24 protein-coding genes and 3 tRNA genes are annotated in these 21,002 nt (G+C 67.6%); 23 read left to right on the forward strand and 4 right to left on the reverse strand.

What is annotated here, in order from left to right; translation table 11 throughout:
- The first annotated feature begins 13 nt into the window (after positions 1-13).
- From AC1RN5_RS07700 to AC1RN5_RS07720, 5 genes are all read left to right on the forward strand, one after another.
- A tRNA-Leu gene (locus AC1RN5_RS07700) sits at positions 14-98 on the forward strand.
- A gap of 31 nt (positions 99-129) precedes the next feature.
- Complete coding sequence (locus AC1RN5_RS07705; RefSeq protein WP_493040639.1) at positions 130-714, forward strand: class I SAM-dependent methyltransferase; 585 nt, start codon at positions 130-132, stop codon at positions 712-714.
- Positions 715-868: 154 nt separating this feature from the next.
- On the forward strand, positions 869-2,227 hold the full coding sequence (gene tig / locus AC1RN5_RS07710; protein WP_493041478.1) for a trigger factor: 1,359 nt from the start codon (positions 869-871) through the stop codon (positions 2,225-2,227).
- 222 nt (positions 2,228-2,449) lie between these two features.
- The gene (locus tag AC1RN5_RS07715) at positions 2,450-3,064 is read left to right on the forward strand and encodes an ATP-dependent Clp protease proteolytic subunit (protein ID WP_493040640.1); all 615 of its coding nucleotides are present in this window, start codon (positions 2,450-2,452) and stop codon (positions 3,062-3,064) included.
- Positions 3,065-3,069: 5 nt separating this feature from the next.
- Entirely contained in the window at positions 3,070-3,597 is a 528-nt protein-coding gene (locus tag AC1RN5_RS07720; RefSeq protein WP_493040641.1) for a Rossmann-fold NAD(P)-binding domain-containing protein, read from the forward strand.
- Here the strand turns inward: AC1RN5_RS07720 and AC1RN5_RS07725 are convergent.
- Complete coding sequence (locus AC1RN5_RS07725) at positions 3,587-3,841, reverse strand: hypothetical protein (RefSeq protein ID WP_493040642.1); 255 nt, start codon at positions 3,839-3,841, stop codon at positions 3,587-3,589. The two genes, AC1RN5_RS07720 and AC1RN5_RS07725, sit on opposite strands and share 11 nt — an antisense overlap.
- A 12-nt stretch (positions 3,842-3,853) precedes the next feature.
- Entirely contained in the window at positions 3,854-4,519 is a 666-nt protein-coding gene (locus AC1RN5_RS07730) for an HAD-IB family hydrolase (protein ID WP_493040643.1), read from the reverse strand.
- 337 nt (positions 4,520-4,856) lie between these two features.
- On the opposite strand from AC1RN5_RS07730, the gene clpX reads away from it, so the two are divergent.
- From clpX to AC1RN5_RS07755, 5 genes are all read left to right on the forward strand, one after another.
- On the forward strand, positions 4,857-6,119 hold the full coding sequence (clpX, locus tag AC1RN5_RS07735; protein ID WP_304780075.1) for an ATP-dependent Clp protease ATP-binding subunit ClpX: 1,263 nt from the start codon (positions 4,857-4,859) through the stop codon (positions 6,117-6,119).
- A 474-nt stretch (positions 6,120-6,593) separates the two neighbouring features.
- Entirely contained in the window at positions 6,594-8,993 is a 2,400-nt protein-coding gene (lon, locus tag AC1RN5_RS07740) for an endopeptidase La (RefSeq protein WP_493040644.1), read from the forward strand.
- 179 nt (positions 8,994-9,172) lie between these two features.
- Positions 9,173-9,445 (forward strand): HU family DNA-binding protein, encoded by a 273-nt coding sequence (locus AC1RN5_RS07745; RefSeq protein WP_304699891.1) that lies wholly within the window; start codon positions 9,173-9,175, stop codon positions 9,443-9,445.
- A 114-nt stretch (positions 9,446-9,559) separates the two neighbouring features.
- A tRNA-Val gene (locus AC1RN5_RS07750) sits at positions 9,560-9,636 on the forward strand.
- 204 nt (positions 9,637-9,840) lie between these two features.
- Complete coding sequence (locus tag AC1RN5_RS07755) at positions 9,841-10,083, forward strand: GIY-YIG nuclease family protein (RefSeq protein ID WP_493040645.1); 243 nt, start codon at positions 9,841-9,843, stop codon at positions 10,081-10,083.
- 29 nt (positions 10,084-10,112) lie between these two features.
- On the opposite strand, the gene AC1RN5_RS07760 is transcribed toward AC1RN5_RS07755, so the two are convergent.
- A complete protein-coding gene (locus AC1RN5_RS07760) occupies positions 10,113-10,586 on the reverse strand; it encodes a cupin domain-containing protein (RefSeq protein WP_493040646.1) in 474 nt (157 codons plus the stop codon).
- 107 nt (positions 10,587-10,693) lie between these two features.
- Here AC1RN5_RS07760 and AC1RN5_RS07765 point away from each other — a divergent pair, with 107 nt between their 5' ends.
- The 6 genes from AC1RN5_RS07765 (at position 10,694) to AC1RN5_RS07790 (ending at position 16,583) form a co-directional block, all read left to right on the forward strand.
- The gene (locus AC1RN5_RS07765) at positions 10,694-11,623 is read left to right on the forward strand and encodes a LysR family transcriptional regulator (protein WP_493040647.1); all 930 of its coding nucleotides are present in this window, start codon (positions 10,694-10,696) and stop codon (positions 11,621-11,623) included.
- 2 nt (positions 11,624-11,625) lie between these two features.
- Positions 11,626-12,543, forward strand: a complete 918-nt coding sequence (locus AC1RN5_RS07770) for an aldo/keto reductase (protein WP_493040648.1) — start codon at positions 11,626-11,628, stop codon at positions 12,541-12,543.
- Between the two features lie 78 nt (positions 12,544-12,621).
- Positions 12,622-14,547: an NAD(P)-binding domain-containing protein gene (locus AC1RN5_RS07775; protein ID WP_493040649.1), complete on the forward strand. Its 1,926-nt coding sequence runs from the start codon at positions 12,622-12,624 to the stop codon at positions 14,545-14,547.
- 49 nt (positions 14,548-14,596) lie between these two features.
- A complete protein-coding gene (locus tag AC1RN5_RS07780) occupies positions 14,597-15,166 on the forward strand; it encodes an NADPH-dependent FMN reductase (RefSeq protein WP_493040650.1) in 570 nt (189 codons plus the stop codon).
- Positions 15,167-15,228: 62 nt separating this feature from the next.
- Positions 15,229-16,332, forward strand: a complete 1,104-nt coding sequence (locus AC1RN5_RS07785) for an SH3 domain-containing protein (protein ID WP_493040651.1) — start codon at positions 15,229-15,231, stop codon at positions 16,330-16,332.
- 68 nt (positions 16,333-16,400) lie between these two features.
- Positions 16,401-16,583: a YegP family protein gene (locus AC1RN5_RS07790; protein ID WP_493040652.1), complete on the forward strand. Its 183-nt coding sequence runs from the start codon at positions 16,401-16,403 to the stop codon at positions 16,581-16,583.
- A gap of 90 nt (positions 16,584-16,673) precedes the next feature.
- Here AC1RN5_RS07790 and AC1RN5_RS07795 read toward each other — a convergent pair.
- Positions 16,674-16,750: transfer RNA gene (locus AC1RN5_RS07795), tRNA-Asp, on the reverse strand.
- A gap of 236 nt (positions 16,751-16,986) precedes the next feature.
- On the opposite strand from AC1RN5_RS07795, the gene AC1RN5_RS07800 reads away from it, so the two are divergent.
- From AC1RN5_RS07800 to AC1RN5_RS07830, 7 genes are read left to right on the forward strand one after another with little or no spacing between them, the layout of a single operon-like run.
- Positions 16,987-17,364 carry an NADH-quinone oxidoreductase subunit A gene (locus AC1RN5_RS07800; RefSeq protein ID WP_421931531.1) on the forward strand — a complete coding sequence of 126 codons (378 nt, stop codon included), beginning with the start codon at positions 16,987-16,989 and terminating at the stop codon, positions 17,362-17,364.
- Positions 17,334-17,930 carry a NuoB/complex I 20 kDa subunit family protein gene (locus AC1RN5_RS07805; RefSeq protein ID WP_421931530.1) on the forward strand — a complete coding sequence of 199 codons (597 nt, stop codon included), beginning with the start codon at positions 17,334-17,336 and terminating at the stop codon, positions 17,928-17,930. Before AC1RN5_RS07800 ends, AC1RN5_RS07805 begins: the two co-directional genes overlap by 31 nt.
- A complete protein-coding gene (locus AC1RN5_RS07810; RefSeq protein WP_493040653.1) occupies positions 17,927-18,538 on the forward strand; it encodes an NADH-quinone oxidoreductase subunit C in 612 nt (203 codons plus the stop codon). The genes AC1RN5_RS07805 and AC1RN5_RS07810 overlap by 4 nt, the downstream gene beginning before the upstream one ends.
- Positions 18,538-19,755, forward strand: coding sequence for an NADH-quinone oxidoreductase subunit D (locus AC1RN5_RS07815; protein ID WP_421931528.1), 1,218 nt, complete (start codon positions 18,538-18,540; stop codon positions 19,753-19,755). The genes AC1RN5_RS07810 and AC1RN5_RS07815 overlap by 1 nt, the downstream gene beginning before the upstream one ends.
- Positions 19,752-20,102 carry a nuclear transport factor 2 family protein gene (locus tag AC1RN5_RS07820; RefSeq protein ID WP_493040654.1) on the forward strand — a complete coding sequence of 117 codons (351 nt, stop codon included), beginning with the start codon at positions 19,752-19,754 and terminating at the stop codon, positions 20,100-20,102. Before AC1RN5_RS07815 ends, AC1RN5_RS07820 begins: the two co-directional genes overlap by 4 nt.
- Before the next feature lie 10 nt (positions 20,103-20,112).
- The gene (nuoE, locus tag AC1RN5_RS07825; RefSeq protein ID WP_493040655.1) at positions 20,113-20,793 is read left to right on the forward strand and encodes an NADH-quinone oxidoreductase subunit NuoE; all 681 of its coding nucleotides are present in this window, start codon (positions 20,113-20,115) and stop codon (positions 20,791-20,793) included.
- Positions 20,790-20,999: a hypothetical protein gene (locus AC1RN5_RS07830; RefSeq protein WP_304699879.1), complete on the forward strand. Its 210-nt coding sequence runs from the start codon at positions 20,790-20,792 to the stop codon at positions 20,997-20,999. Before nuoE ends, AC1RN5_RS07830 begins: the two co-directional genes overlap by 4 nt.
- The last annotated feature ends 3 nt before the right edge of the window (positions 21,000-21,002 follow it).

The raw sequence follows: 21,002 nt of genomic DNA on the forward strand, positions 1-21,002 counted from the left end.
GGGGGCCGAGAGTGCGGGCGTGGCGGAATTGGTAGACGCACTGGATTTAGGTTCCAGCGCCGCAAGGCGTGGAGGTTCGAGTCCTCTCGCCCGCACCAGATTGTCGGTTCGCTCGACGGGGAGGCGGCCTTGTCCACCGGTTACTATGACGAAAACGCCGACCGGTTCTTCGCCGACACCGCCCATGCCGACATGTCCCAGGCCCGCCGCCGCTTCGTCGAGGCCCTGGCCCCGGAGGCCCGGGTGCTGGACGCCGGCTGCGGCTCGGGCCGCGACGCCCTGGCCTTCCGCGAGGCGGGCTTCGAGGTGACCGCCTTCGACGGCTCGGCGCAGATGGCGCGCAGGGCCTCGGCCCATACGGGGCTGGAGGTGCTCCACCTGACCTTCGACCAGGTGGCCTGGCGCGAGGCCTTCGACGGAATCTGGTCCTGCGCCTCCCTGCTGCACGTCCCCCGCGCCGAGCTGCCGGGCGCCATGGCCCGTCTGCGCGACGCCCTGGTTCCGGGCGGGGTCTGGGAGATGTCCTTCAAGCTGGGAACCGGCGAACGCCAGGCCTACGGCCGCCACTTCACCGACCTGGACGAGACCACGGCCCGGGCCCTGATCGCCGAGGTCGGAGGTCTGGAGATCCTCGACCTGACCCTTAGCCGGGATGTGCGCTCGGGGCGGGAGAACGAGGGCTGGGTCAACCTCCTGGTGCGCCGCGCGGGGTGAGGGGGCCTGGCGCCCTCTTTGGGCTTGGAGTGCGCGCCGCGAAATGACATAAGGTCGCCCGCTCGCCGCCAGCCCTGGCGGCGCTTACCTATTCAGCCGAGGCGGACCTGAAAGGCGCGAGACCGCGCCGTGTCCGGGAAATCCAAGAATGTCGATGCAGATCGTTGAGAAGTCTGGTGAAGGCCTGAGCAAGGTCTTTGGTGTGACCGTCCCCATGTCGGACCTGGCGGAACGGATGGAAGCCAAGATCGCCGAGATCACGCCGACCCTCAACATCAAGGGTTTCCGGCCCGGCAAGGTGCCGCAGGCCCACGTCCGCAAGCTCTATGGCAAGGCCATCATGAGCGAAGTGGTGGAGCAGACCCTCAACGAGACCACCCAGAAGGTGCTCGAGGACAACAAGCTGCGCCCCGCCGGCGATCCCGACCTGACGCCGAGCGGCGACATGGCCGAGGTCATCGAGGGCAAGGCCGACCTGGCCTATGAGATCGCCATCGAGGTGATGCCGGAGTTCGAGCCCACCGACCTCACCAAGATCTCGCTCAAGCGCCCTGTCTACGAGCCCACCGAGGCCGAGGTGAACGAGGCCGTCGACGAGCTGGCCAAGCAGAACCGCACCTATGAGACCCGCACCGGCAAGTCGGTGAAGGCCAAGGACGGCGACATGGTCGTCATCGACTTCATCGGCCGCGTCGACGGCGTCGCCTTCGAGGGCGGCACGGGCGCCGACACCGAGCTGGTGCTGGGCTCGGGCAGCTTCATTCCGGGCTTCGAGGAACAACTGGTCGGCGCCAAGCCCGACGACAAGGTCATGGTCAAGGTGACCTTCCCGGCCGAGTACCAGGCCCCGAACCTGGCCGGCAAGGACGCCGAATTCGAAACCACGGTCAAGGAAGTGAAGGCTCCGGTGGAGTCCAAGGCCGACGACAGCCTGGCCGAGCGCCTGGGCGTCGAGAGCCTGGAAAAGCTGCGCGAGCTGCTGAAGACCAACCTCGAAAGCCAGTACGCCGGCGCCTCGCGCTTCAAGCTGAAGCGCGCCCTGCTGGACGTGCTCGACGAGAAGCACGACTTCCCCCTGCCGCCCAAGATGGTCGAGGCCGAGTTCGCCCAGATCTGGGGCCAGGTGCAGTCTGACAAGGAACGCGGGACGCTTCCCCCCGAGGACCTGGAAAAGACCGACGACGTCCTGCAGACCGAATACCGCAAGATCGCCGAGCGCCGCGTGCGCCTGGGTCTGGTCCTGGCCGAGATCGGCCGGGTCAACAATGTCCAGGTCACCGACCAGGAGCTGGGCGAGGCCATGCGCGCCGAGGCCATGCGCTATGGCCCGCAGGCCCAGCAGATCTTCGACTTCTTCCGCCAGAACCCCGCCGCCCAGGCCCAGCTCCGCGCCCCGATCTTCGAGGACAAGGTGGTCGACCTGATCGTCGAGCAGGCCAAGGTGAAGGATCAGAAGGTGTCCAAGGACGATCTCCTGAAGGAAGACGACATGCCGGCGGGCTACGGCGCCTAAGAGCGTCGGCCCGTTCGCGATCGAGGGCGCCCCACGGGGCGCCCTTTTTCGTTTCGGGGGAGGGGATCGGGGGGCGCGGGAGACCGCCGCGGCGGCCTTCGCCAACTCTTAAGAGCTATCGAGGCTATTGGTCACCTTGCGCAGGCCACCTCGGCACGCGATATCGGACGGGTACACGGCTCGCGTTCCAGAGTCGTTCACATCGAGAAGGGCTTCCTCCCAATGTTTGATCCGGCGACGACCGCCCTGAACCTTGTCCCGATGGTGGTCGAGCAGACCAGCCGCGGCGAGCGTGCTTTCGATATCTTCTCGCGCCTCCTGAAGGAGCGCGTGATCTTCCTGAACGGTCCCGTCGAGGACGGGATGTCGGCGCTGATCTGCGCCCAGCTGCTCTATCTTGAGGCCGAGAATCCCAAGAAGGAGATCCAAATGTACATCAACTCGCCGGGCGGCGTGGTGACCTCGGGTCTCGCGATCTACGACACCATGCAGTACATCAAGAGCCCCGTGGTCACGCTCTGCATGGGCATGGCCGCCTCCATGGGCTCCTTCCTGCTGATGGCCGGCGAGCCCGGCCAGCGGATCAGCCTGCCCAACGCCCGCATCATGGTCCACCAGCCCTCGGGCGGCTATTCCGGCAAGGCCTCGGACATCGAGCGCCACGCCGAGGACATCATCAAGACCAAGCGCCGCCTGAACGAGATCTACGCCAAGCACACCGGCCGGTCCTACGAAGAGGTCGAGGAAAAGCTCGATCGCGACACCTTCATGACCGCCGACGAAGCCAAGGAGTGGGGTCTGATCGACCTGGTCCAGGCCAACCGCTCCGAGGACTAGTCTCCGTGGTGGCGCACACCCTGGTGGTGGGCGGCACCGGGATGCTTTCCGGACTTTGCGAGGCGCTCGCCGGCGACGGCGGGCGCCTTTCGCTCTTGTCGCGCCACGCGTCTCACGCCGCCGGGGCCGACGGCTTCGACTGCGACTATCACGACGGGAGCAGCTTCTCGGCGGCCCTCGATGCGGCGATCGCGCGCTCGGGTCCGATCGACCGCGCCGTCGCCTGGTTCCACACCCTGAGGATCGAGGCGCCGCGCCTGCTGGCGGCGCGGGTCGAGGGGGCGATGTTCCAGGTGCTGGGCAGCGCCGTCGCCGATCCCGCCCATTCCGAGCGTCTCGAGACGGCCCGTCGGGTGGCCGAGGGCCTGCCGCGCTGCGCCGTGCGGCAGATTGTCCTGGGGTTCCGGGTCGAGGCCGGCCGCGCCCGCTGGCTCACCAACGCCGAGATCTCGCAGGGGGCCCTCGAGGCCATCCGCAGCGACCGGCTGCTGACCGTCATCGGCCAGGCCGAGCCCTGGTCGGCTAGGCCCTGAGCCGGGCCTGGGCCGCGGCCAGCATCGCCTCGCCGCTGGCGGTGACGTCGAACCGGTCGAAATCCCGGCCGGACTCATCGCGCACGTCGGCGAACAGGCCCTTGGGGTCCTCATGGAAATGCAGGAAGGCGCGGGACTTGAGGTAGAAGACGCCGCGCTTCTTCTCGGTCAGGCCGGGCAGGGCGCGGACGCGGGCCAGCAGGGGCTCCAGCTGGTCCAGGGCGGTCTCACCGGCGTGCTTCACGGCCTCACCCCGTCAGGGACGTTCCTTGAAGACACGATAGCCGCGGTGGTCGGCGATCTTCAACATCTCGCGGTCGCCGCTGGTGTCGCCATAGGCGGCCTTCAGGGTCACGTCGGGACCGAAGGCGGCGCGCAGGCGACGCACCTTCTCCGGGCCCCGGCAATTGGGGCCCAGGAAGGCGCCGGTCACCCGGTCATTGGCGTCGAAGGCCAGCTCCGTGGCGATCAGGGCGTCGGCGCCCAGGCCGCGGGCGAAGGGGGCGACGATCATGTCGGGGGAGGCGCTGACGATCACCAGCTTGGCGTGGCGCTGGCGCCAGCGTCGCCAGGTCTGCAGGGCGTCGGGCCGCAGCAGGCTGGGCGCCGCCACCTCGGCGAAGGCCCGCGCCTGGGCCTCCAGTTCGTCGCGGGTCATGCCCTTGAGGAACTCGCGCACCGCCGCGGCCTTGATGCGGCCGCGGTTGCGGTGGCCCAGATAACCGACCGCCGCGGGGATCAGCCGCACCATGCCCGACATGTAGCGGCCCTGGTCCACCCGCCACTTCAGGAATTCGGTGAAACTGTCGCGCACCGTGATGGTGCCGTCGAAGTCGAAGGCCACCATGCCGGCGTCCTCGATCTGATCGTCCAGGAGTTCGTGGGAGGGCGCGCCGTTTCCGCGCAGAGTTCGCTTCGCCATGACCATCCCCTCGCGCCCTTGCACGGGCTTGTCTATTGGGAACAATCGGCAGGTGCGGCGCGTACCTTAGGGGGAGAGGCGTGTCGTCGCGTCCGGGGCCGACGTCTTGTCCCGATCTGGCGCACACCCATCTAGGGATTCGGACGCGCCCGCCATCGGGCGCCCCGGCCGCCAATTGTCGCGATGTCCCCCCAAAGGCTTGTGATCCTTGGACGGATCGGGGAATGTCAAGGATTAGACAACCTGCGGCGCGTATCCTGCATTGATGGCGTCAGGAAACGCCTCCGGGGACGGACGTCTCGGTGAACAGCCGGTCGTCATAGAGTGAGAAACGACCATGACCAAGGCCGCCAGCGGAGACTCCAAGAGCACGCTCTATTGCTCATTCTGCGGCAAGAGCCAGCACGAGGTCCGCAAGTTGATTGCGGGCCCGACCGTGTTCATCTGTGATGAGTGCGTAGAACTGTGCATGGATATCATTCGCGAGGAGCACAAGATCTCCTTCGTGAAGTCCAAGGACGGTGTGCCGACTCCCAAGGAAATCCGCGAAGTCCTCGACGATTACGTGATCGGACAAGATCACGCCAAGAAGGTGCTCGCTGTGGCGGTGCACAACCACTACAAGCGCCTCAACCACGCCTCGAAGAATAACGACGTCGAACTGGGCAAGGCCAACATCCTGCTCATCGGTCCGACCGGCACCGGCAAGACCTTGCTGGCCCAGACGCTCGCCCGAATCATCGACGTGCCCTTCACCGTCGCCGACGCCACCACGCTGACCGAAGCGGGCTATGTCGGCGAGGATGTCGAAAATATCATCCTGAAGCTGCTGCAGGCCGCCGACTACAATGTCGAGCGGGCGCAGCGCGGCATCGTCTATATCGACGAGGTCGACAAGATCAGCCGCAAGTCGGACAACCCGTCCATCACCCGCGACGTGTCGGGCGAGGGCGTGCAGCAGGCCCTGCTGAAGATCATGGAGGGCACCGTGGCCTCCGTGCCGCCGCAGGGCGGGCGCAAGCATCCCCAGCAGGAGTTCCTGCAGGTCGACACCACCAACATCCTGTTCATCTGCGGCGGGGCCTTCGCCGGCCTGGAGAAGATCATCTCCGCCCGCGGCCAGGGCACGTCGATCGGCTTCGGCGCCAAGGTGTCGGACCCCGACGACCGCCGCACCGGCCAGATCTTCCGTCAGGTGGAGCCGGACGACCTGCTGCGCTTTGGCCTGATCCCGGAATTCGTCGGCCGTCTGCCAGTCATCGCGACCCTGGACGACCTGGACGAGCCGGCCCTGGTGAAGATCCTCACCGAGCCGAAGAACGCCTTCGTCAAGCAGTACCAGCGCCTGTTCGACATGGAGAACGTCGGCCTGACCTTCACCGACGACGCCCTCAACGCGGTGGCCCGCAAGGCCATCATCCGCAAGACCGGCGCGCGGGGCCTGCGCTCCATCCTGGAGGGCATCCTGCTCGAGACCATGTACGAGCTGCCGACCTATGACGGCGTCGAGGAAGTGGTGGTCAACGCCGAGGTGGTCGAGGGCCGGGCCCAGCCCCTGGTCATCTACGCCGAGCGCCGCGACAAGGGCGGCGCGGCCTAACCGCCGCGCTCCATCTGCGAATTGAAGCGACCGCGGCGGGAACGTCGCGGTCGTTTTCGTTTCAGGTCACCGCGCCCAGACCCCGCAGCCGTTCGATATCCGCCGCCGAATAGCCGGTCTCCGCCAGAACCTCGGCGGTGTGCTGGCCCCCGTCGGCTGCTTTTCGGCGACAGTGGGACTGCGGGCGTCGCTTGGGAAGGGCCTGGCCCGCCGCCCGACATGGGGCGCCGAGCTCTTGCACCTGTGGCGGCGGCGCACCATTTCCTGTGTCTCGGGCGTCACCAGTTTCAGACGCATTGTCGCGGACACTCCGGCTCAGCTTGTAGAGGGGGCCAAAGCGTCCACATAAATGGCCGACAATTCGCCCAAGCTGGGCGGACGGGCCGACCGACTCAGACACATCGTCTGGGGGAACCCGGTCGGAATATGGGACGGGCCCTGCTTTGGAAGGGGGCCCACCAGGAGTAGATGCACATGTCTGAGATCAAGACTCTTCCCATCCTCCCGCTGCGGGACATCGTCGTCTTCCCGCATCAGCCGGTGCCGCTCTTCGTGGGCCGCGAAAAGTCCGTCCGAGCCCTCGAGGAGGCCATGAAGGCGCCCGGCAAGCAGATCCTGCTGGCCACCCAGAAGGACAAGGACGACGACGACCCGTCGCCCGAGGCCATCTATGACGTGGGCGTCGTGGCCTCGGTCCTGCAGCTGCTGAAACTGCCCGACGGCACCGTGAAGGTGCTGGTGGAGGGCAAGGCGCGCGCCGGGATCTCCAAGTTCACCGATCAAGCCGAGTTCTACGAAGCCGAGGTCGCCTTCATCTCCGAGGACGGCGCGGCCTCGACGGAAGCCGAGGCGCTGTCGCGCGCGGTCGTCGAGCAGTTCGAGAACTATGTGAAGCTCAACAAGAAGGTGCCCCCGGAGGCCCTGGCCTCCATGCCCCAGGTCGACTCGCCCGGCGAGCTGGCCGACCGCATCGCCTCGCACCTGTCGGTCAAGATCTCCGAGAAGCAGAACCTGCTGGAGATCTTCAATGTCGTGAAGCGCCTGGAGAAGGTCTACGCCCTGATGGAGGGCGAGATCAGCGTCATGCAGACGGAAAAGAAGATCCGTAACCGCGTGAAGCGCCAGATGGAGAAGACCCAGCGCGAGTACTATCTCAACGAGCAGATGAAGGCGATCCAGCGCGAGCTGGGCGAGCAGGACGACAGCCGCGACGAGCTGATCGAGCTCGAGAAGCGCATCAAGAAGACCAAGCTCTCCAAGGAGGCCCGCACCAAGGCCGACGCCGAGCTGAAGAAGCTGCGCAACATGAGCCCGATGTCGGCGGAATCCACCGTCGTGCGGAACTATCTCGACTGGCTGCTGTCCATTCCGTGGGGCAAGGCCAAGACCAAGCCGATCGACCTGGTCAAGGCCGAGGAGGTGCTCGAGCACGACCACTACGGCCTGGAGAAGGTCAAGGAACGCATCCTGGAGTACCTGGCCGTCCAGGCCCGGACCGGCGCCCTCAAGGGCCCGATCCTCTGCCTGGTGGGACCGCCCGGCGTGGGCAAGACCTCGCTGGGCAAGTCCATCGCCGAGGCCACGGGCCGCGAGTTCGTGCGCGTGTCCCTGGGCGGCGTCCGTGACGAGGCCGAGATCCGCGGTCACCGCCGGACCTATATCGGCTCCATGCCGGGCAAGATCATCCAGTCGATGAAGAAGGCCAAGTCCACCAACGCCTTCTTCCTGCTCGACGAGATCGACAAGATGGGGTCCGACTATCGCGGCGACCCGTCCTCGGCCCTGCTCGAGGTCCTCGACCCGGCCCAGAACTCCACCTTCGCCGACCACTACCTGGAGGTGGACTACGACCTGTCGCCGGTGATGTTCGTCACCACGGCCAACAGCCTGAACATGCCCCAGCCGCTGCTGGACCGCATGGAGATCATCCGCATCCCCGGCTACACCGAGGACGAGAAGCTGGAGATCGCCAAGCGGCACCTGCTGCCCAAGCTGACCAAGGACCATGGGCTGACGCCGCAGGAGTTCATCGTCCCCGAGGAGGCGATCCGCGACCTGATCCGCTACTACACCCGGGAAGCCGGCGTGCGGTCGCTGGAGCGGGAGCTGGGGAACCTGGCGCGGAAGACGGTGCGCGACCTGGGTCGTGAGAAGATCGCCTCGATCACGATCGACGAGGCGCGGCTGGCCAAGTACGCCGGGGTCAAGAAGTACCACCACGGCGAGACCGACGAAGAGGATCAGGTCGGCATCATCACCGGCCTGGCCTACACCGACTTCGGCGGCGACATCCTGACCATCGAAGCGATCAAGATGCCGGGCAAGGGCCGCATGTCCATCACGGGCAACCTGAAGGACGTGATGAAGGAGTCGATCACGGCGGCGGCCAGCTATGTCCGCAGCCGCGCGACCGCCTTCGGCCTGGAACCGCCGATGTTCGACAAGACCGACGTGCACGTGCACGTGCCCGAGGGCGCCACGCCCAAGGACGGTCCGTCGGCCGGCGTCGCCATGGCCGTGGCCATGGTCTCGGTGCTGACCGGCATCCCGATCCGCAAGGACATCGCCATGACTGGCGAGATCACCCTGCGCGGCCGGGTCCTGCCGATCGGCGGCCTGAAGGAGAAGCTGCTCGCGGCCCTGCGCTCCGGGGTCAAGACCGTGCTGATCCCGCAGGAGAACGTGAAGGACCTGGCCGACATCCCCGACAACGTGAAGTCGGCCATCGAGATCATCCCCGTGAAGATGGTCGACGAGGTCCTGGCGCTCGCCCTGACCAAGCCCTTGGTGCCCATCGAGTGGAAGGAACCGGCGACGCCGGCCCTGCCGCTCGCCGTCGATGATGGCGATCCCGAGGCTGTTTTGACGCACTGAACGTCACGTTAACCGCAAAGAATCGCGGATTAACTGCAAATAATTGGGCGGCGCGGGGTCTTCCCGCGCCGCCTTCGTTTGACGCCTGACGCGAGACCGCCATAATCGCGTCACGCGAAGCAGCCTCGCGAACACCGCGGGGGGTCCGCGGACCTATAACGGGCTGGGAGAGACACCAAATGACCAAGGCCGAACTCGTCACGGCGATCGCCGAAAAGGCGGGCCTCAACAAGGCGCAGGCGAAAGACGCGCTGGAAGCCTTCATCGACTCCGTCACGGCCTCGCTGAAGGCCAGTGAAGAAGTCCGGCTCGTCGGTTTCGGCAGCTTCGTGCCGGTGAACCGCGCGGCTGGCACCGCGCGCAATCCGCGCACCGGCGAAACCGTGAAGCGGCCCGCATCCAAGACCGCGCGCTTCCGGGTTGGCGAAGGCCTGAAGAGCGCGCTGAACTAAGCGCGCCTCAAGCCAGCAAGAATTGGAACGGGGCGGTCGCCGGGGAGGCGGCCGCCCCTTTTCTATGGAGGCCTTGGCGGGGCTTCCGGACCGGGGGTAGAACCCGGCTCCGTAGGGCGGCTAGCTCAGCTGGTCAGAGCACCTGGTTTACACCCAGGGGGTCGGGGGTTCGAACCCCTCGCCGCCCACCATCCTGCTTCGCTCAGCGAGCTTCGCAGGACAGGTCCTGACCATGAATTCGAAGCAGGATGCCCTGCGAAGCCTTGGCGTAGCAGGGCTACGGCCACTCCCACCGAGCAACGGCCGCCCTTCGAATCTGAAGTGCGACGTCTGCGAAAGCTTGGCAGGGCCAGGCCCTATCCGGATAGTGTTCTTGATCCATTGCGGGCCGCTGGATGCGCTACGTCTACCTGCTGGAAAGCATTGACCACGCCGGTGAGCGGTACGTCGGGTCGACGACGGACCTCGCGCGCCGTTTCAAGGAACACAACGCCGGCAAGTCACCACACACGTCCAAGTACAGACCCTGGCGGCTCACGACCTACCTGGCGTTCTCTGACGAGGCCAAGGCCATCGCGTTCGAGCGGTACCTCAAGCAGGGTTCTGGCCACGCGTTCGCAAAGAAGCGCCTTTGGTAGAACCGCGAACTTCGCAGGACAGGTCCCGCCTATTCCCCCAGCGGGGGTCCGACGATGTCGATGCCGTGGCGGGCGAAGGTGGCGGCCAGCGCGGTCACCATGTCGGCGGTGGGAGCCTCGGCCGCGGGCAGGCCCGGCGCCGTCGCCGGCCGCGAGATTTCCCGCACCGCGCCTTCGAAGCCCTCGCCGGTGGAGATGGTGATCACCCGCGCGGTGGGGCTCTCGACGATGAAGCTGTGGGGCGCGCCCCGCGGGCCCACCAGGGTCTCGCCGGGGCCGGCGACCCGTTCGACCTCGCCGACGCGGAAGCGCACCCGTCCCTCGAGGATGTGGAAGATCTCGTCCTCGTCGCGGTGGACATGGGTCGGCGGGGAGTCGCCCTGGGCCATGAAATGTTCGAGGATCGACAGGCCGTCGGGGCCGGCCGCCGAGGGGCGACGGACCTCGACGCGGCTGTTCAGGAACCAGAGACTGGGCCCCGGGGAGGCGGTGAGATGGGACATTTCGGCGTCATCCTGGTAGGGCGCGGGGGCTCGCGCCGGGCCGGGCGTGACTACGCGCGGGAGTCCGCGCCGTGAAATGGAACGATGTTATGGGGGCCATTTGCTGAATGAATTTCGCGGCCTTCGACCTCAACCTCCTGCGGACCTTCGACGCCCTGATGCGGGAGCGCAGCGTGACGCGGGCCGGCGAACAGATCGGCCTGTCCCAACCGGCGGTGAGCGCCGCGCTCGGACGGCTGCGCGCCCTGCTGGACGATCAGCTCTTCGTGCGGCGAGGCGCCGAGATGGCGCCGACCCCGCGGGCCGAGGCCCTGGCTCCCACCGTCCGCGACGCCCTGGCCGACCTGGAGCGCGCCCTCCAGGGGGACCGCGCCTTCGATCCGGCCGCCGCCCAGCGCAGCTTCACCCTGCTGGGCGCCGACTTCGTCTCCATGCTGGTGATGCCGCCCCTGTTCGCCCTGACGGCGGCCCAGGCGCCCGGGGTTCGCCTGCGGCTGGTGGACACCGCCTGGGGCGAGGTGGAGCGCCTGTTCCAGGACGACGCCATAGACCTGGCCATCGAGCGCCCCGGCCACGCCTCGGAGTGGATCGCCGGGGAGATGCTGTTCCGCTCCCCCTTTGCGATCATCGCCGCCCGCGGCCGGGAGGACATCGCCGCGGCCGGGGTCAGGCCGGGTCAGGTCCTGCCGCTTGATCTGTTCTGCGACCTGCCGCAGGCCCTGCGCTCGGTGGACGGCAGCATCTCGGGCCATGTGGACGACGCCCTGGCCGAGGTCGGCCGCGCGCGGCAGGTGGTCCTGGCCCTGCCGCATTTCTCCGCCGTCGCCTTGGCGGTGGCGCAGAGTCCCCGCCTGATCGCCGCCCTTCCGGCGCAGTTCGCCCAAGCCGTGGCGCCGACCCTGGGCCTGGACATCTTCGAGGCCCCGGTGGATGTGCAGGTCCCGGAGATCCAGATGTACTGGCACAGGCGTCACGACAAGAACCCCGCCCACGCCTGGCTGCGCGATCAGGTGCGCCGCGTGACGGCGGCGTTCTGAGCATGCTCTATCGCCCCCTCGGCGCCACCGGCCTGACGGTGTCGGAGATCGGCCTCGGCTGCGCCAGCTGGTGGGGGCAGAGGGCCTTCGACGAGGGCGAGGCGATCGCCCTGGTCCACGCGGCCCTCGACCGCGGCGTCACCTTCCTCGACACCGGCGCCAGCTATTCCGGCGGGAACGCCGAGCCGCGCCTGGGCCGCGCCCTGCGGGGCCGGGACCTGACGGGGCTGGTGATCGCCACCAAGGCCGGCACCCGGCATGACGGCCGTCGGGTGGTGCGCGACATGTCGCCGGCGGCGGTGGAGGCCAGCGTCCTGCGGAGCCTGGAGAACCTCGGCCTGGAGACGCTGCCGCTGCTGCAGCTGCACGGCCCCGCGGTCGCCGAGCTGAGCGACGACCTGCGGGCGCTCCTGCAGGGCCTGAAGCGCCGCGGCCTGATCCGGGCCCTGGGGGTCAACAGCTTCGATCCCGAGGTCATCGACCATGTGATCGGCCTGCCGGAGTTCGACGTGGTGATGGTGGACTACAATGTCCTGCGCCCGGAGCGGGCCCCGCTGATCGCGCGGGCCGCCGCGGCGGGGAAGGGGGTGCTGGCGGGCATGCCGCTCGCCATGGGCCACACCGGCGGCCAGGTCCTGAAGCTGCGCGCGCCGCGCGACCTCTGGTACGCCCTACGGGCCGCCAGGAACCACCGGGCCGAGGTGCTCGCCGGCCGGCGGTTCGGCTTCCTGCACCAGCAGCCCGACATGACCGGTCCCCAGGCGGCGCTGGCCTATGTCCTGGCCCATCCCGGCGTCGCCAGCGCGGTGTTCGGCACGACCCGGCGGGCGCATCTGGAGGAGAATCTGGCGGCGTCCGGCATGGCGCTCCCGCCGGCCCTGGCCGCCCGCATCGCCGCCGCGCAAGGCGCCGGGGGGTGACGTCGGGGCGCCCTTTCGCGCCACGCCAAGAGGCGTATTCTGCCCGCAAGAACAACGACAAAGTCAGGGCAGGACACGATGGCGAAGCTCGATCTGGGTGGTCTCGATCAGGCGCTGGAGGCCGCGCATCAGCCGGCCCTGGCCGCCGCCCTGATGCAGCTCACCGGCGACATCGGCTGGCTGCGGAAGGAGTGGACCCCGACCTACACCCCGCTCTCCCGCGGCGACACCGGGGTGCCCGAGGCCGAGCAGGCCAGGTTCCGCGGCCTGGCCAAGGCGGCGATCCTCGACTGGGTGGCCAAGGGCTCGCCCGCGCCGATCACCCCCGATCCCGACGCCCTGCGCCAGATGATGAGCTTCGTGGCCGGGGCCGACATCCCCGAGGACTATGCCGACTTCCTCAATGACGAGCTGGCCATCGGCGGCCAGTCCAGCAAGGACCCGCAGTGGGTCACTCCGGTCCTGAAGGACGCCGCCCGGCGCATGCACGTCCTGGTGATCGGGGCCGGCATGTCGGGCCTGCTCACCGGGATCCGCCTGACCCAGGCCGGGATCGACTTCGAGATCGTCGAGAAGAACGCCGACGTCGGCGGCACCTGGCTGGAGAACACCTATCCCGGCTGCCGGGTGGACAGCTCCAACCACATCTATTCCTACTCCTTCGAGCCCAACCACAACTGGCCCCAGCATTTCTCCACCCAGCCGGTCCTGCTCGACTATTTCCGCGGCGTCGCCGACCGCTACGACCTGCGCAAGAAAATCCGCTTCGAGACCAGCGTCGAGCAGATGGTCTGGGACGAGACCCGCGCGGTCTGGAAGGTGACCCTGAAGACCGCCAAGGGGACCGAGCAGGTGGAGGCCAACGCGGTCATCACCGCCGTGGGTCAGCTCAACCGCCCGCGCCTGCCCGAGGTGAAGGGCCGCGAGCGCTTCAAGGGACCGGCCTTCCACTCCGCCCAGTGGCGTCACGACGTGGACCTGACCGGCAAGCGGGTGGCGGTGATCGGCACCGGCGCCAGCGCCTTCCAGTTCGTGCCGGAGATCGCCGGCAAGGTGGCCAGCCTGACGGTCTTCCAGCGCACCCCGCCCTGGTGCTTCCCGACCCCGCACTATCACGAGGACGTGCCGGCCGGGATGAACTGGCTGCTGGAGCACATCCCCACCTACGACAAGTGGTACCGGTTCTTCCTGTTCTGGATGGTCACCGACGGCCTGCTGGCCGGCGTCCGCGCCGACCCCGACTGGAAGGGCGACCCCGGCTCGGTCAGCGAGGCCAACGCCATGTTCCGCGCCATGGTGGCCGAGGCCCTGCGGATGCAGGCGGCCGACCGGCCCGACCTGGCCGAGAAGGTGATCCCCAACTATCCGGTCGGCGGCAAGCGCGCCCTGCTGGACAACGGCGTCTGGATCGAGGCGCTGAAGCGCCCCAATGTCGAGCTGGTCACCGACGCGATCAGCGAGATCACCGAGACCGGCATCGTCACCGCCGACGGGACGTCCCGCGAGTTCGACGTGATCATCTACGGCACCGGCTTCTACGCCAGCCGCTTCCTGCATCCGATGAAGATCAAGGGCCGGGGCGGGGCCGACCTGCACGCCACCTGGGACGGCGACGCGCGCGCCTATCTGGGCATGACCACGCCCGGTTTCCCCAACCTCTTCATGATCTACGGGCCCAACACCAATATCGTCGTCAATGGTTCGATCATCTTCTTCTCCGAGTGCAGCGTCCGCTACATCCTCGGCTGCCTGAAGCTGCTGGCGGAGACCGGGGCGAAGGCCCTGGAGCCCAAGCCAGAGGTGCATGACGCCTTCAATATCCGGGTCGACGAGGGCAACCGGCTGATGGCCTGGGGGGCGCCTCAGGTCACCAGCTGGTACAAGAACGAGAAGGGCCGGGTCAGCCAGAACTGGCCCTTCGCCCTGGTGGACTACTGGCGCGCCACCCTGGCGCCCAATCCCGACGACTTCGTCCTCAGCAAGGAACGCGAGATGGCGGGGTAGGGCGCGCGGGGCCTATACCCGGGGACACATCCGTTCCCCGGGAGGTCCCATGCCGCTCAAGCTTCACACCATCATCTGCAGCACCCGTCCCACACGGCTGGGGCCCAAGGTCGCCGCCTGGTTCGACGCCATCGCCCAGGCCCATGCGGGGTTCGCGGCGGTGCTGGTGGATCTGGCCGACTTCAACCTGCCGGTCTTCGACGAGCCCAAGCATCCGCGGCTGAGGGACTACGCCCACGACCATACCAAGGCCTGGAGCGCCAGCGTCGCGGCCGCCGACGCATTCGTCTTCGTGACGCCGGAGTACAATTACGGGCCGCCGCCCTCCTTCACCAATGCGGTGAACTACCTGGTCCACGAGTGGGCCTATAAGCCGGCCGCCTTCGTCAGCTATGGCGGCGCCTCCGGCGGCCTGCGCTCGGTGCAGATGGAGAAGCTGCTGCTCACCAGCGTGAAGGTCATGCCGATCCCCGAGGGGGTGGCCCTGCCGATGTTCAACCAACACCTCGGCGAGGACGGCTTCAAGCCGCCGGAGCTGCAGGACAAGGCCGCCGTGGCCATGCTCACCGAGCTGGCCCGCTGGGGCGAGGCGCTGAAGGTCCTGCGCGCGCCAAGCTAGGCCATTGCCAGGCGCGCCGGCCCGCTGTTCAACTATGTGTTGAGCCGCGAGGGAGCAGGGCGATGACGGCGGGCGTGGTGGCGGTGAAGAGCCTCAATCTGCGGGACGCCCCCGGCGGCGCCCTGGTGGGCGGGCTCGCTCAGGGCGACGGCGTGGAGATGTTGGAGTCCAAGGCCGGCTGGACGCGGGTCACCACCCTGAAGACCCCGGTGCGCACCGGCTGGGTGGCCAGCCAGTATCTCAGCCAGAGCGTGGCGGCGCCCAGCCCGGCCGCCCCGGCGCCCGCCGCCCCGCCCATGCCCGACGATCCGGCCCATCCGGTCACCGTGGTGGGCGGCAAGGCCATCACCCCGGACGGCCGCGCCTTCGCCTCGGTCAGCAAGGGCGGCTTCTACACCATCGGGCGGACCTCCCTGGCGGCATGGCTGGCGGGCAATCCGCCGCCGGCGGACCTCGCGCCTTCGGCGGTCCGCGTCGTGCGCGCCATCTCGGCCAATGAGGGCCTGCTGGAGGCCATCAACTCCTATGACAACAGCTACATGTCCTTTGGCCTCTTCCAATGGACCTGCGGCCCGGCCGGCGACGCCGGCGAGTTGCCGGCGCTCCTGGCGCGGCTGAAGGCCACCGCGCCGGCCGCCTTTCAGGACTGCTTCGGCCGCTATGGCCTGGACGTGCAGGTCTCGGGTCCGAGCGCCACGACCGGCCATCTGGTGCTGAAGGGAGTGGTGCTCAACACCGCGGCGCGGAAGGTCCAGCTGCGGGGCGCGGCCTGGGCCTATCGATTCTGGCGGGCCGGCCACCACCACGACATGCGCGCCTGCGAGCTCAGCTTCGCCGCCAGCCGCATGGCGCGCTTCCTGGACGCCAAGGCCGCCGGCGTCCCGGTCCGCCGCTGGCTGACCTCGGAGCAGGGGGTGGCCCTGGTGCTGGACGAGCACGTCAACCGCCCCGGCCACGTGCCCGGGACCCTGCAGGCGGCCATCGCCAAGCTGGGCGCCCACGACCCCACCTCCTGGACCAGCGCCGACGAGGCCCGGCTGATCGCGGCCTATGTCCTCGCCCGCAAGGCCACCAACATGACCGACCCGCTCAAACGGGCCGAGCGGATCGCCGAGGCCGTGCACCAGGGCACGCTCTCCGACGCGCGGGGCTCGTTCCAGGCCTGAGTGGCGAGGGGCGCGACTCAGGTCTAACCTCGGATGGCCGGGGGCTAAGAGACAGACGGAGCAACGAGATGGCCTACAAGTTCGAGATCTCGAAGGACAAGGCGGGCGAGTTCCGCGTGAAGTTCAAGGCCCCCAATGGCGAGGTGATGTTCACCACCGAGGGCTATTCCTCCAAGGCCTCGGCCAAGAACGCCATCGAGTCGATGAAGAAGAACGGCCCGACCGCCGAAACCGACGACACCACCGACTGACCTGTCGCCGCCCTTCCTCGCCTGGGCGGGGGAGGGCGCACGGCCGCGCCAGCGCCCTGAGCGCGTCAAACCAGCGATGTCTGGGGAAAGTGGCGCGAATGACGGGACTCGAACCCGCGACCTCCGGCGTGACAGGCCGGCGCTCTAACCAACTGAGCTACATCCGCATGTGGGCCATGTGGGCCCGCGAGGGGCGTCTGATAGGTTGCGACCGGAATCGTGTCAACGGGCGAGTTGATTTCGTCGCACAAGGGCCTGTGAATAGATGTGGGCCGCGCGGCTTCCTGCGAGGCGTTCGCAGGCCGAACGCGAGTCTTTTTCGCAGGTGCGACATCAGCGTCACCGCGCCGTTTGAAACGGTTCCATTCGTGGTCTAGAAGGGCGCGACTCCTTCGAGGATTCCATGAACGCGTTCCTTCTTCAGTACCTCCCCATCGTGATCTTCCTTGGGATCGCGGCGGCCCTGGGGGTCGTCTTCATCCTCGCCTCGGCGGTTCTCGCCCCCACGGCGCCGGACCCCGAAAAGCTCTCGTCCTACGAGTGCGGCTTCAACGCCTTCGATGATGCGCGAATGAAGTTCGACGTCAGGTTCTACCTGGTCTCGATCCTCTTCATCATCTTCGACCTGGAAGTGGCCTTCCTGTTCCCGTGGGCGGTCTCGCTCATGAAACTGCCGCAGGAGCTGGGCCAGTTCTCCTTCTGGTCGATGATGACCTTCCTGGGCGTGCTGACCGTCGGCTTCATCTACGAATGGAAGAAGGGCGCCCTGGAATGGGAGTGATCGTCCCCTCGGGCTCCGCGCCTGCGCTTTCGGCCGGTCGCTCGACCGTCGAGGGCTATAATCCCAAGCTTCACGACCCCTTCTTCGACGGCGTCTCCACCGAGCTCGCCGACAAGGGCTTCATCACGGCCGCCGCCGACGACCTGATCACCTGGGCGCGCACCGGCTCGCTGATGTGGATGACCTTCGGCCTGGCCTGCTGCGCCGTCGAGATGATGCACGCCTCGATGCCGCGCTACGACCTGGAGCGCTACGGCTTCGCCCCGCGCGCCAGCCCGCGTCAGTCCGACGTGATGATCGTCGCCGGCACCCTGTGCAACAAGATGGCCCCGGCCCTGCGCAAGGTCTACGACCAGATGCCGGAGCCCCGCTACGTCATCTCCATGGGCTCCTGCGCCAATGGCGGCGGCTACTACTATTTCAGCTACTCCGTGGTGCGCGGCTGCGACCGGATCGTTCCGGTGGACATCTACGTTCCCGGCTGCCCGCCCACCGCCGAGGCCCTGGTCTATGGCGTGCTGCAGCTGCAGAAGAAGATCCGCCGCACGGGGACCATCGAGAGATGAGCTGGCCCGTCACGACCCAAACCCTCGAGACCCTCGGCCAGCAAGCGGTCGCCGACAGCGCCGGCGCCTTGGCCGGCTACGCCGTCGCCTTTGACGAGCTGACCCTGACGGCCCCGGCCGGCCGCGTGACCCAGGCCCTGACCCTGCTGCGCGACAAGTTCGGCTTCGCCCAGCTGATCGACCTGTGCGGCGTCGACTATCCGGAGCGCCCGCTGCGCTTCGACGTGGTCTACCACCTGCTGTCGATGACCAAGAACCAGCGCGTCCGCCTGAAGGTCCAGACCGACGAGGACACCGCCGTCCCCACCGCCACGGGGGTCTTCCCCTGCGCCGACTGGTACGAGCGCGAGGCCTTCGACATGTACGGGATCTTCTTCGAGGGCCACCCGGACCTGCGCCGCATCCTCACCGACTACGGCTTCCACGGGCATCCGCTGCGCAAGGACTTCCCGATGACCGGCTATGTCGAGCTGCGTTACGACGACGAGCTCAAGCGCGTGGTCTACGAGCCGGTGAAGTCCGTCGAGTACCGCAACTGGGACTTCCTCTCGCCCTGGGAAGGGGCCGATTACATCCTGCCCGGCGACGAAAAAGTGGAGGCCAAGTGATGGCGGACGACGCCTCCCTGAAGCCGCTCTCGGAAAACGAGACCCCGGTCCGCAAGTTCAACATCAACTTCGGCCCGCAGCACCCCGCGGCCCACGGCGTTCTGCGCCTGGTCCTGGAGCTGGACGGCGAGGTCGTGGAGCGGGTCGACCCGCACATCGGCCTGCTGCATCGCGGCACCGAGAAGCTGATGGAGTACCGCACCTACCTCCAGAACATCCCGTACTTCGACCGCCTCGACTACGTGGCGCCGATGAACCAGGAACACGCCTTCTGCCTGGCCATCGAGAAGCTGCTGGGCCTGGAGGTTCCGATGCGCGGCAGCCTGATCCGGGTCATGTACTCGGAAATCGGCCGCGTCCTGAACCACCTGCTCAACGTCACGACCCAGGCCATGGACGTCGGCGCGCTCACCCCGCCCCTGTGGGGCTTCGAGGAGCGCGAGAAGCTGATGGTCTTCTATGAGCGGGCCTGCGGCGCGCGGCTGCACGCCAACTACTTCCGCCCCGGCGGCGTCCACCAGGACCTGCCCGAGGACCTGATCAACGACATCGACGACTGGGCCGTGGCCTTCGCCCGCCCGCTCAGCGACATCGACAAGCTGATCACCGGCAACCGCATCTTCAAGCAGCGCAACGTCAATATCGGCGTGGTGACCCGCCAGGAGGCCATCGACTGGGGCTTCTCCGGGGTCATGGTGCGGGGCTCGGGCATCGCCTGGGACCTGCGCCGCAACCAGCCCTACGAGTGCTATGACGAGCTGGACTTCGAGATCCCGCTCGGCCTGAACGGCGACTGCTACGACCGCTATCTCTGCCGCATGCAGGAAATGCGGGAGTCCATCAAGATCATCCGCCAATGCGTTGAACGGCTTCGGAAAACGCCGGGTCCGGTGCTGACCGAGGACAACAAGTTCGCGCCGCCGCGCCGGGGCGAGATGAAGCGCTCCATGGAAGCCCTGATCCACCACTTCAAGCTCTACACCGAGGGGTTCCGCACCCCCGAGGGCGAGGTCTACGCCGCCGTCGAGGCGCCCAAGGGCGAGTTCGGCGTCTTCCTGGTGAGCGACGGGACCAACAAGCCCTATCGCTGCAAGATCCGCGCGCCGGGCTATCCGCACCTGGCGGCCATGGACTGGATGGCCAAGGGCCACATGCTGGCCGACGTCTCGGCGATCATCGGGTCGCTGGACATCGTCTTCGGGGAGGTCGACCGGTGAGCGCGCCTGCCTGCATCACGCCCTTCGACGTCGCCGAGGCCCAGCTGGACGCCTACAACGCCCAGGATCTCGAGGCCTATTGCTCCTTCTTCACCGACGACCTGATCGTCGCCGACCTCAATGGCGCGGTGACCATCTCGGGCATCGACGCCTTCCGCGCCAAGTACGCCCAGGTGTTCGCCGACTTCCCGGAGAACAAGGTCGAGCTGCTGGGCCGCATGACGATCGGCAATACGGTGATCGACCACGAGCTGGTCATCCGCAAGCCCGGCGGCGACCAGTTCGAGGTCGCGGCCATCTACACCATCGCGGACGCCAAGATCGCCCGCATCGATTTCGTGAAGTGAGGCTCAGACCGTGAGCGTTCGACGCCTTTCCCCCAACCAGCCCGCCAGCTTCGCCTTCTCCGCGGAGACGATGAAGCAGGCCCAGTGGTGGATCTCGAAATATCCGGACGGCCGCCAGCAGTCGGCGGTGATCCCGGTCCTGTGGCTGGTGCAGAAGCAGGAGGGCTGGGTCTCCGAACCCGCCATCCGCGCCGTCGCCGAGCTGCTGAAGATGGCCACCATCCGTGTCTACGAGGTCGCCACCTTCTATACGATGTTCATGCTGGAGCCGGTCGGCACCCATGCCATCGTCCAGGTCTGCGGCACCACGGCCTGCCAGTCGCGGGGCTCCGAGGCCCTGCTGGAGGTCTGCCGCAAGCGCTTCGGCCCCGACAGCCACCGCTCGGCGGACGGCAAGTTCTACTGGCAGGAGGTCGAGTGCCTGGGGGCCTGCTCCAACGCGCCGATGGCCGCCATCAACGACCGCTACTACGAAGACCTGACCGTCGAGGGCTTCGAGAAGCTGCTGGACGAGTTCGCCGCCGGGCGCACGCCGCCTCCGGGGTCGGAGATCGGCCGCCAGGGCAGCGCCGTCCTGGGCGGCAACACCACCCTCAACGATGCCAAGCTCTATGACGGGTCGGCCGCCAAGCCGATCAAGAAGCTGCCGAACGCCGCCCCCAAGGGTAAGGCCAAGGCGCCCGTCGCATGACCGAGGTGGAGATCGCCAAGCGCCGGTTCACGATCATGGTCGCGGTCTCCGCGGCCAGCGTCTTCGTGGCCATCGCCTCGATCGTCTGCGCCTTTCGATTCAGCCAGACCTGGCTGCTGTACGTCTTCGCCGTCGCGCTCCTGATCGGGTTCGGCGCGCAGATCTGGTTCATCGCGGGCTTCAGGTCCGCGAAAAAGGGAGTGTAGGGG

This window comes from Phenylobacterium sp. GW821-FHT12F10 (genome assembly GCF_058806695.1).

What these genes read in the sequence shown, in the direction of transcription:
- tig (WP_493041478.1), top strand. Translation starts at nt 869, where the DNA reads ATGCAGATCGTTGAGAAGTCTGGTGAAGGCCTGAGCAAGGTCTTTGGT.
- AC1RN5_RS07715 (WP_493040640.1), top strand. Translation starts at nt 2,450, where the DNA reads ATGTTTGATCCGGCGACGACCGCCCTGAACCTTGTCCCGATGGTGGTC.
- AC1RN5_RS07730 (WP_493040643.1), bottom strand. Translation starts at nt 4,519, where the DNA reads ATGGCGAAGCGAACTCTGCGCGGAAACGGCGCGCCCTCCCACGAACTC.
- clpX (WP_304780075.1), top strand. Translation starts at nt 4,857, where the DNA reads ATGACCAAGGCCGCCAGCGGAGACTCCAAGAGCACGCTCTATTGCTCA.
- lon (WP_493040644.1), top strand. Translation starts at nt 6,594, where the DNA reads ATGTCTGAGATCAAGACTCTTCCCATCCTCCCGCTGCGGGACATCGTC.
- AC1RN5_RS07745 (WP_304699891.1), top strand. Translation starts at nt 9,173, where the DNA reads ATGACCAAGGCCGAACTCGTCACGGCGATCGCCGAAAAGGCGGGCCTC.
- AC1RN5_RS07755 (WP_493040645.1), top strand. Translation starts at nt 9,841, where the DNA reads ATGCGCTACGTCTACCTGCTGGAAAGCATTGACCACGCCGGTGAGCGG.
- AC1RN5_RS07760 (WP_493040646.1), bottom strand. Translation starts at nt 10,586, where the DNA reads ATGTCCCATCTCACCGCCTCCCCGGGGCCCAGTCTCTGGTTCCTGAAC.
- AC1RN5_RS07765 (WP_493040647.1), top strand. Translation starts at nt 10,694, where the DNA reads ATGAATTTCGCGGCCTTCGACCTCAACCTCCTGCGGACCTTCGACGCC.
- AC1RN5_RS07770 (WP_493040648.1), top strand. Translation starts at nt 11,626, where the DNA reads ATGCTCTATCGCCCCCTCGGCGCCACCGGCCTGACGGTGTCGGAGATC.
- AC1RN5_RS07775 (WP_493040649.1), top strand. Translation starts at nt 12,622, where the DNA reads ATGGCGAAGCTCGATCTGGGTGGTCTCGATCAGGCGCTGGAGGCCGCG.
- AC1RN5_RS07780 (WP_493040650.1), top strand. Translation starts at nt 14,597, where the DNA reads ATGCCGCTCAAGCTTCACACCATCATCTGCAGCACCCGTCCCACACGG.
- AC1RN5_RS07785 (WP_493040651.1), top strand. Translation starts at nt 15,229, where the DNA reads ATGACGGCGGGCGTGGTGGCGGTGAAGAGCCTCAATCTGCGGGACGCC.
- AC1RN5_RS07790 (WP_493040652.1), top strand. Translation starts at nt 16,401, where the DNA reads ATGGCCTACAAGTTCGAGATCTCGAAGGACAAGGCGGGCGAGTTCCGC.
- AC1RN5_RS07800 (WP_421931531.1), top strand. Translation starts at nt 16,987, where the DNA reads ATGAACGCGTTCCTTCTTCAGTACCTCCCCATCGTGATCTTCCTTGGG.
- AC1RN5_RS07805 (WP_421931530.1), top strand. Translation starts at nt 17,334, where the DNA reads ATGGAAGAAGGGCGCCCTGGAATGGGAGTGATCGTCCCCTCGGGCTCC.
- AC1RN5_RS07810 (WP_493040653.1), top strand. Translation starts at nt 17,927, where the DNA reads ATGAGCTGGCCCGTCACGACCCAAACCCTCGAGACCCTCGGCCAGCAA.
- AC1RN5_RS07815 (WP_421931528.1), top strand. Translation starts at nt 18,538, where the DNA reads ATGGCGGACGACGCCTCCCTGAAGCCGCTCTCGGAAAACGAGACCCCG.
- AC1RN5_RS07830 (WP_304699879.1), top strand. Translation starts at nt 20,790, where the DNA reads ATGACCGAGGTGGAGATCGCCAAGCGCCGGTTCACGATCATGGTCGCG.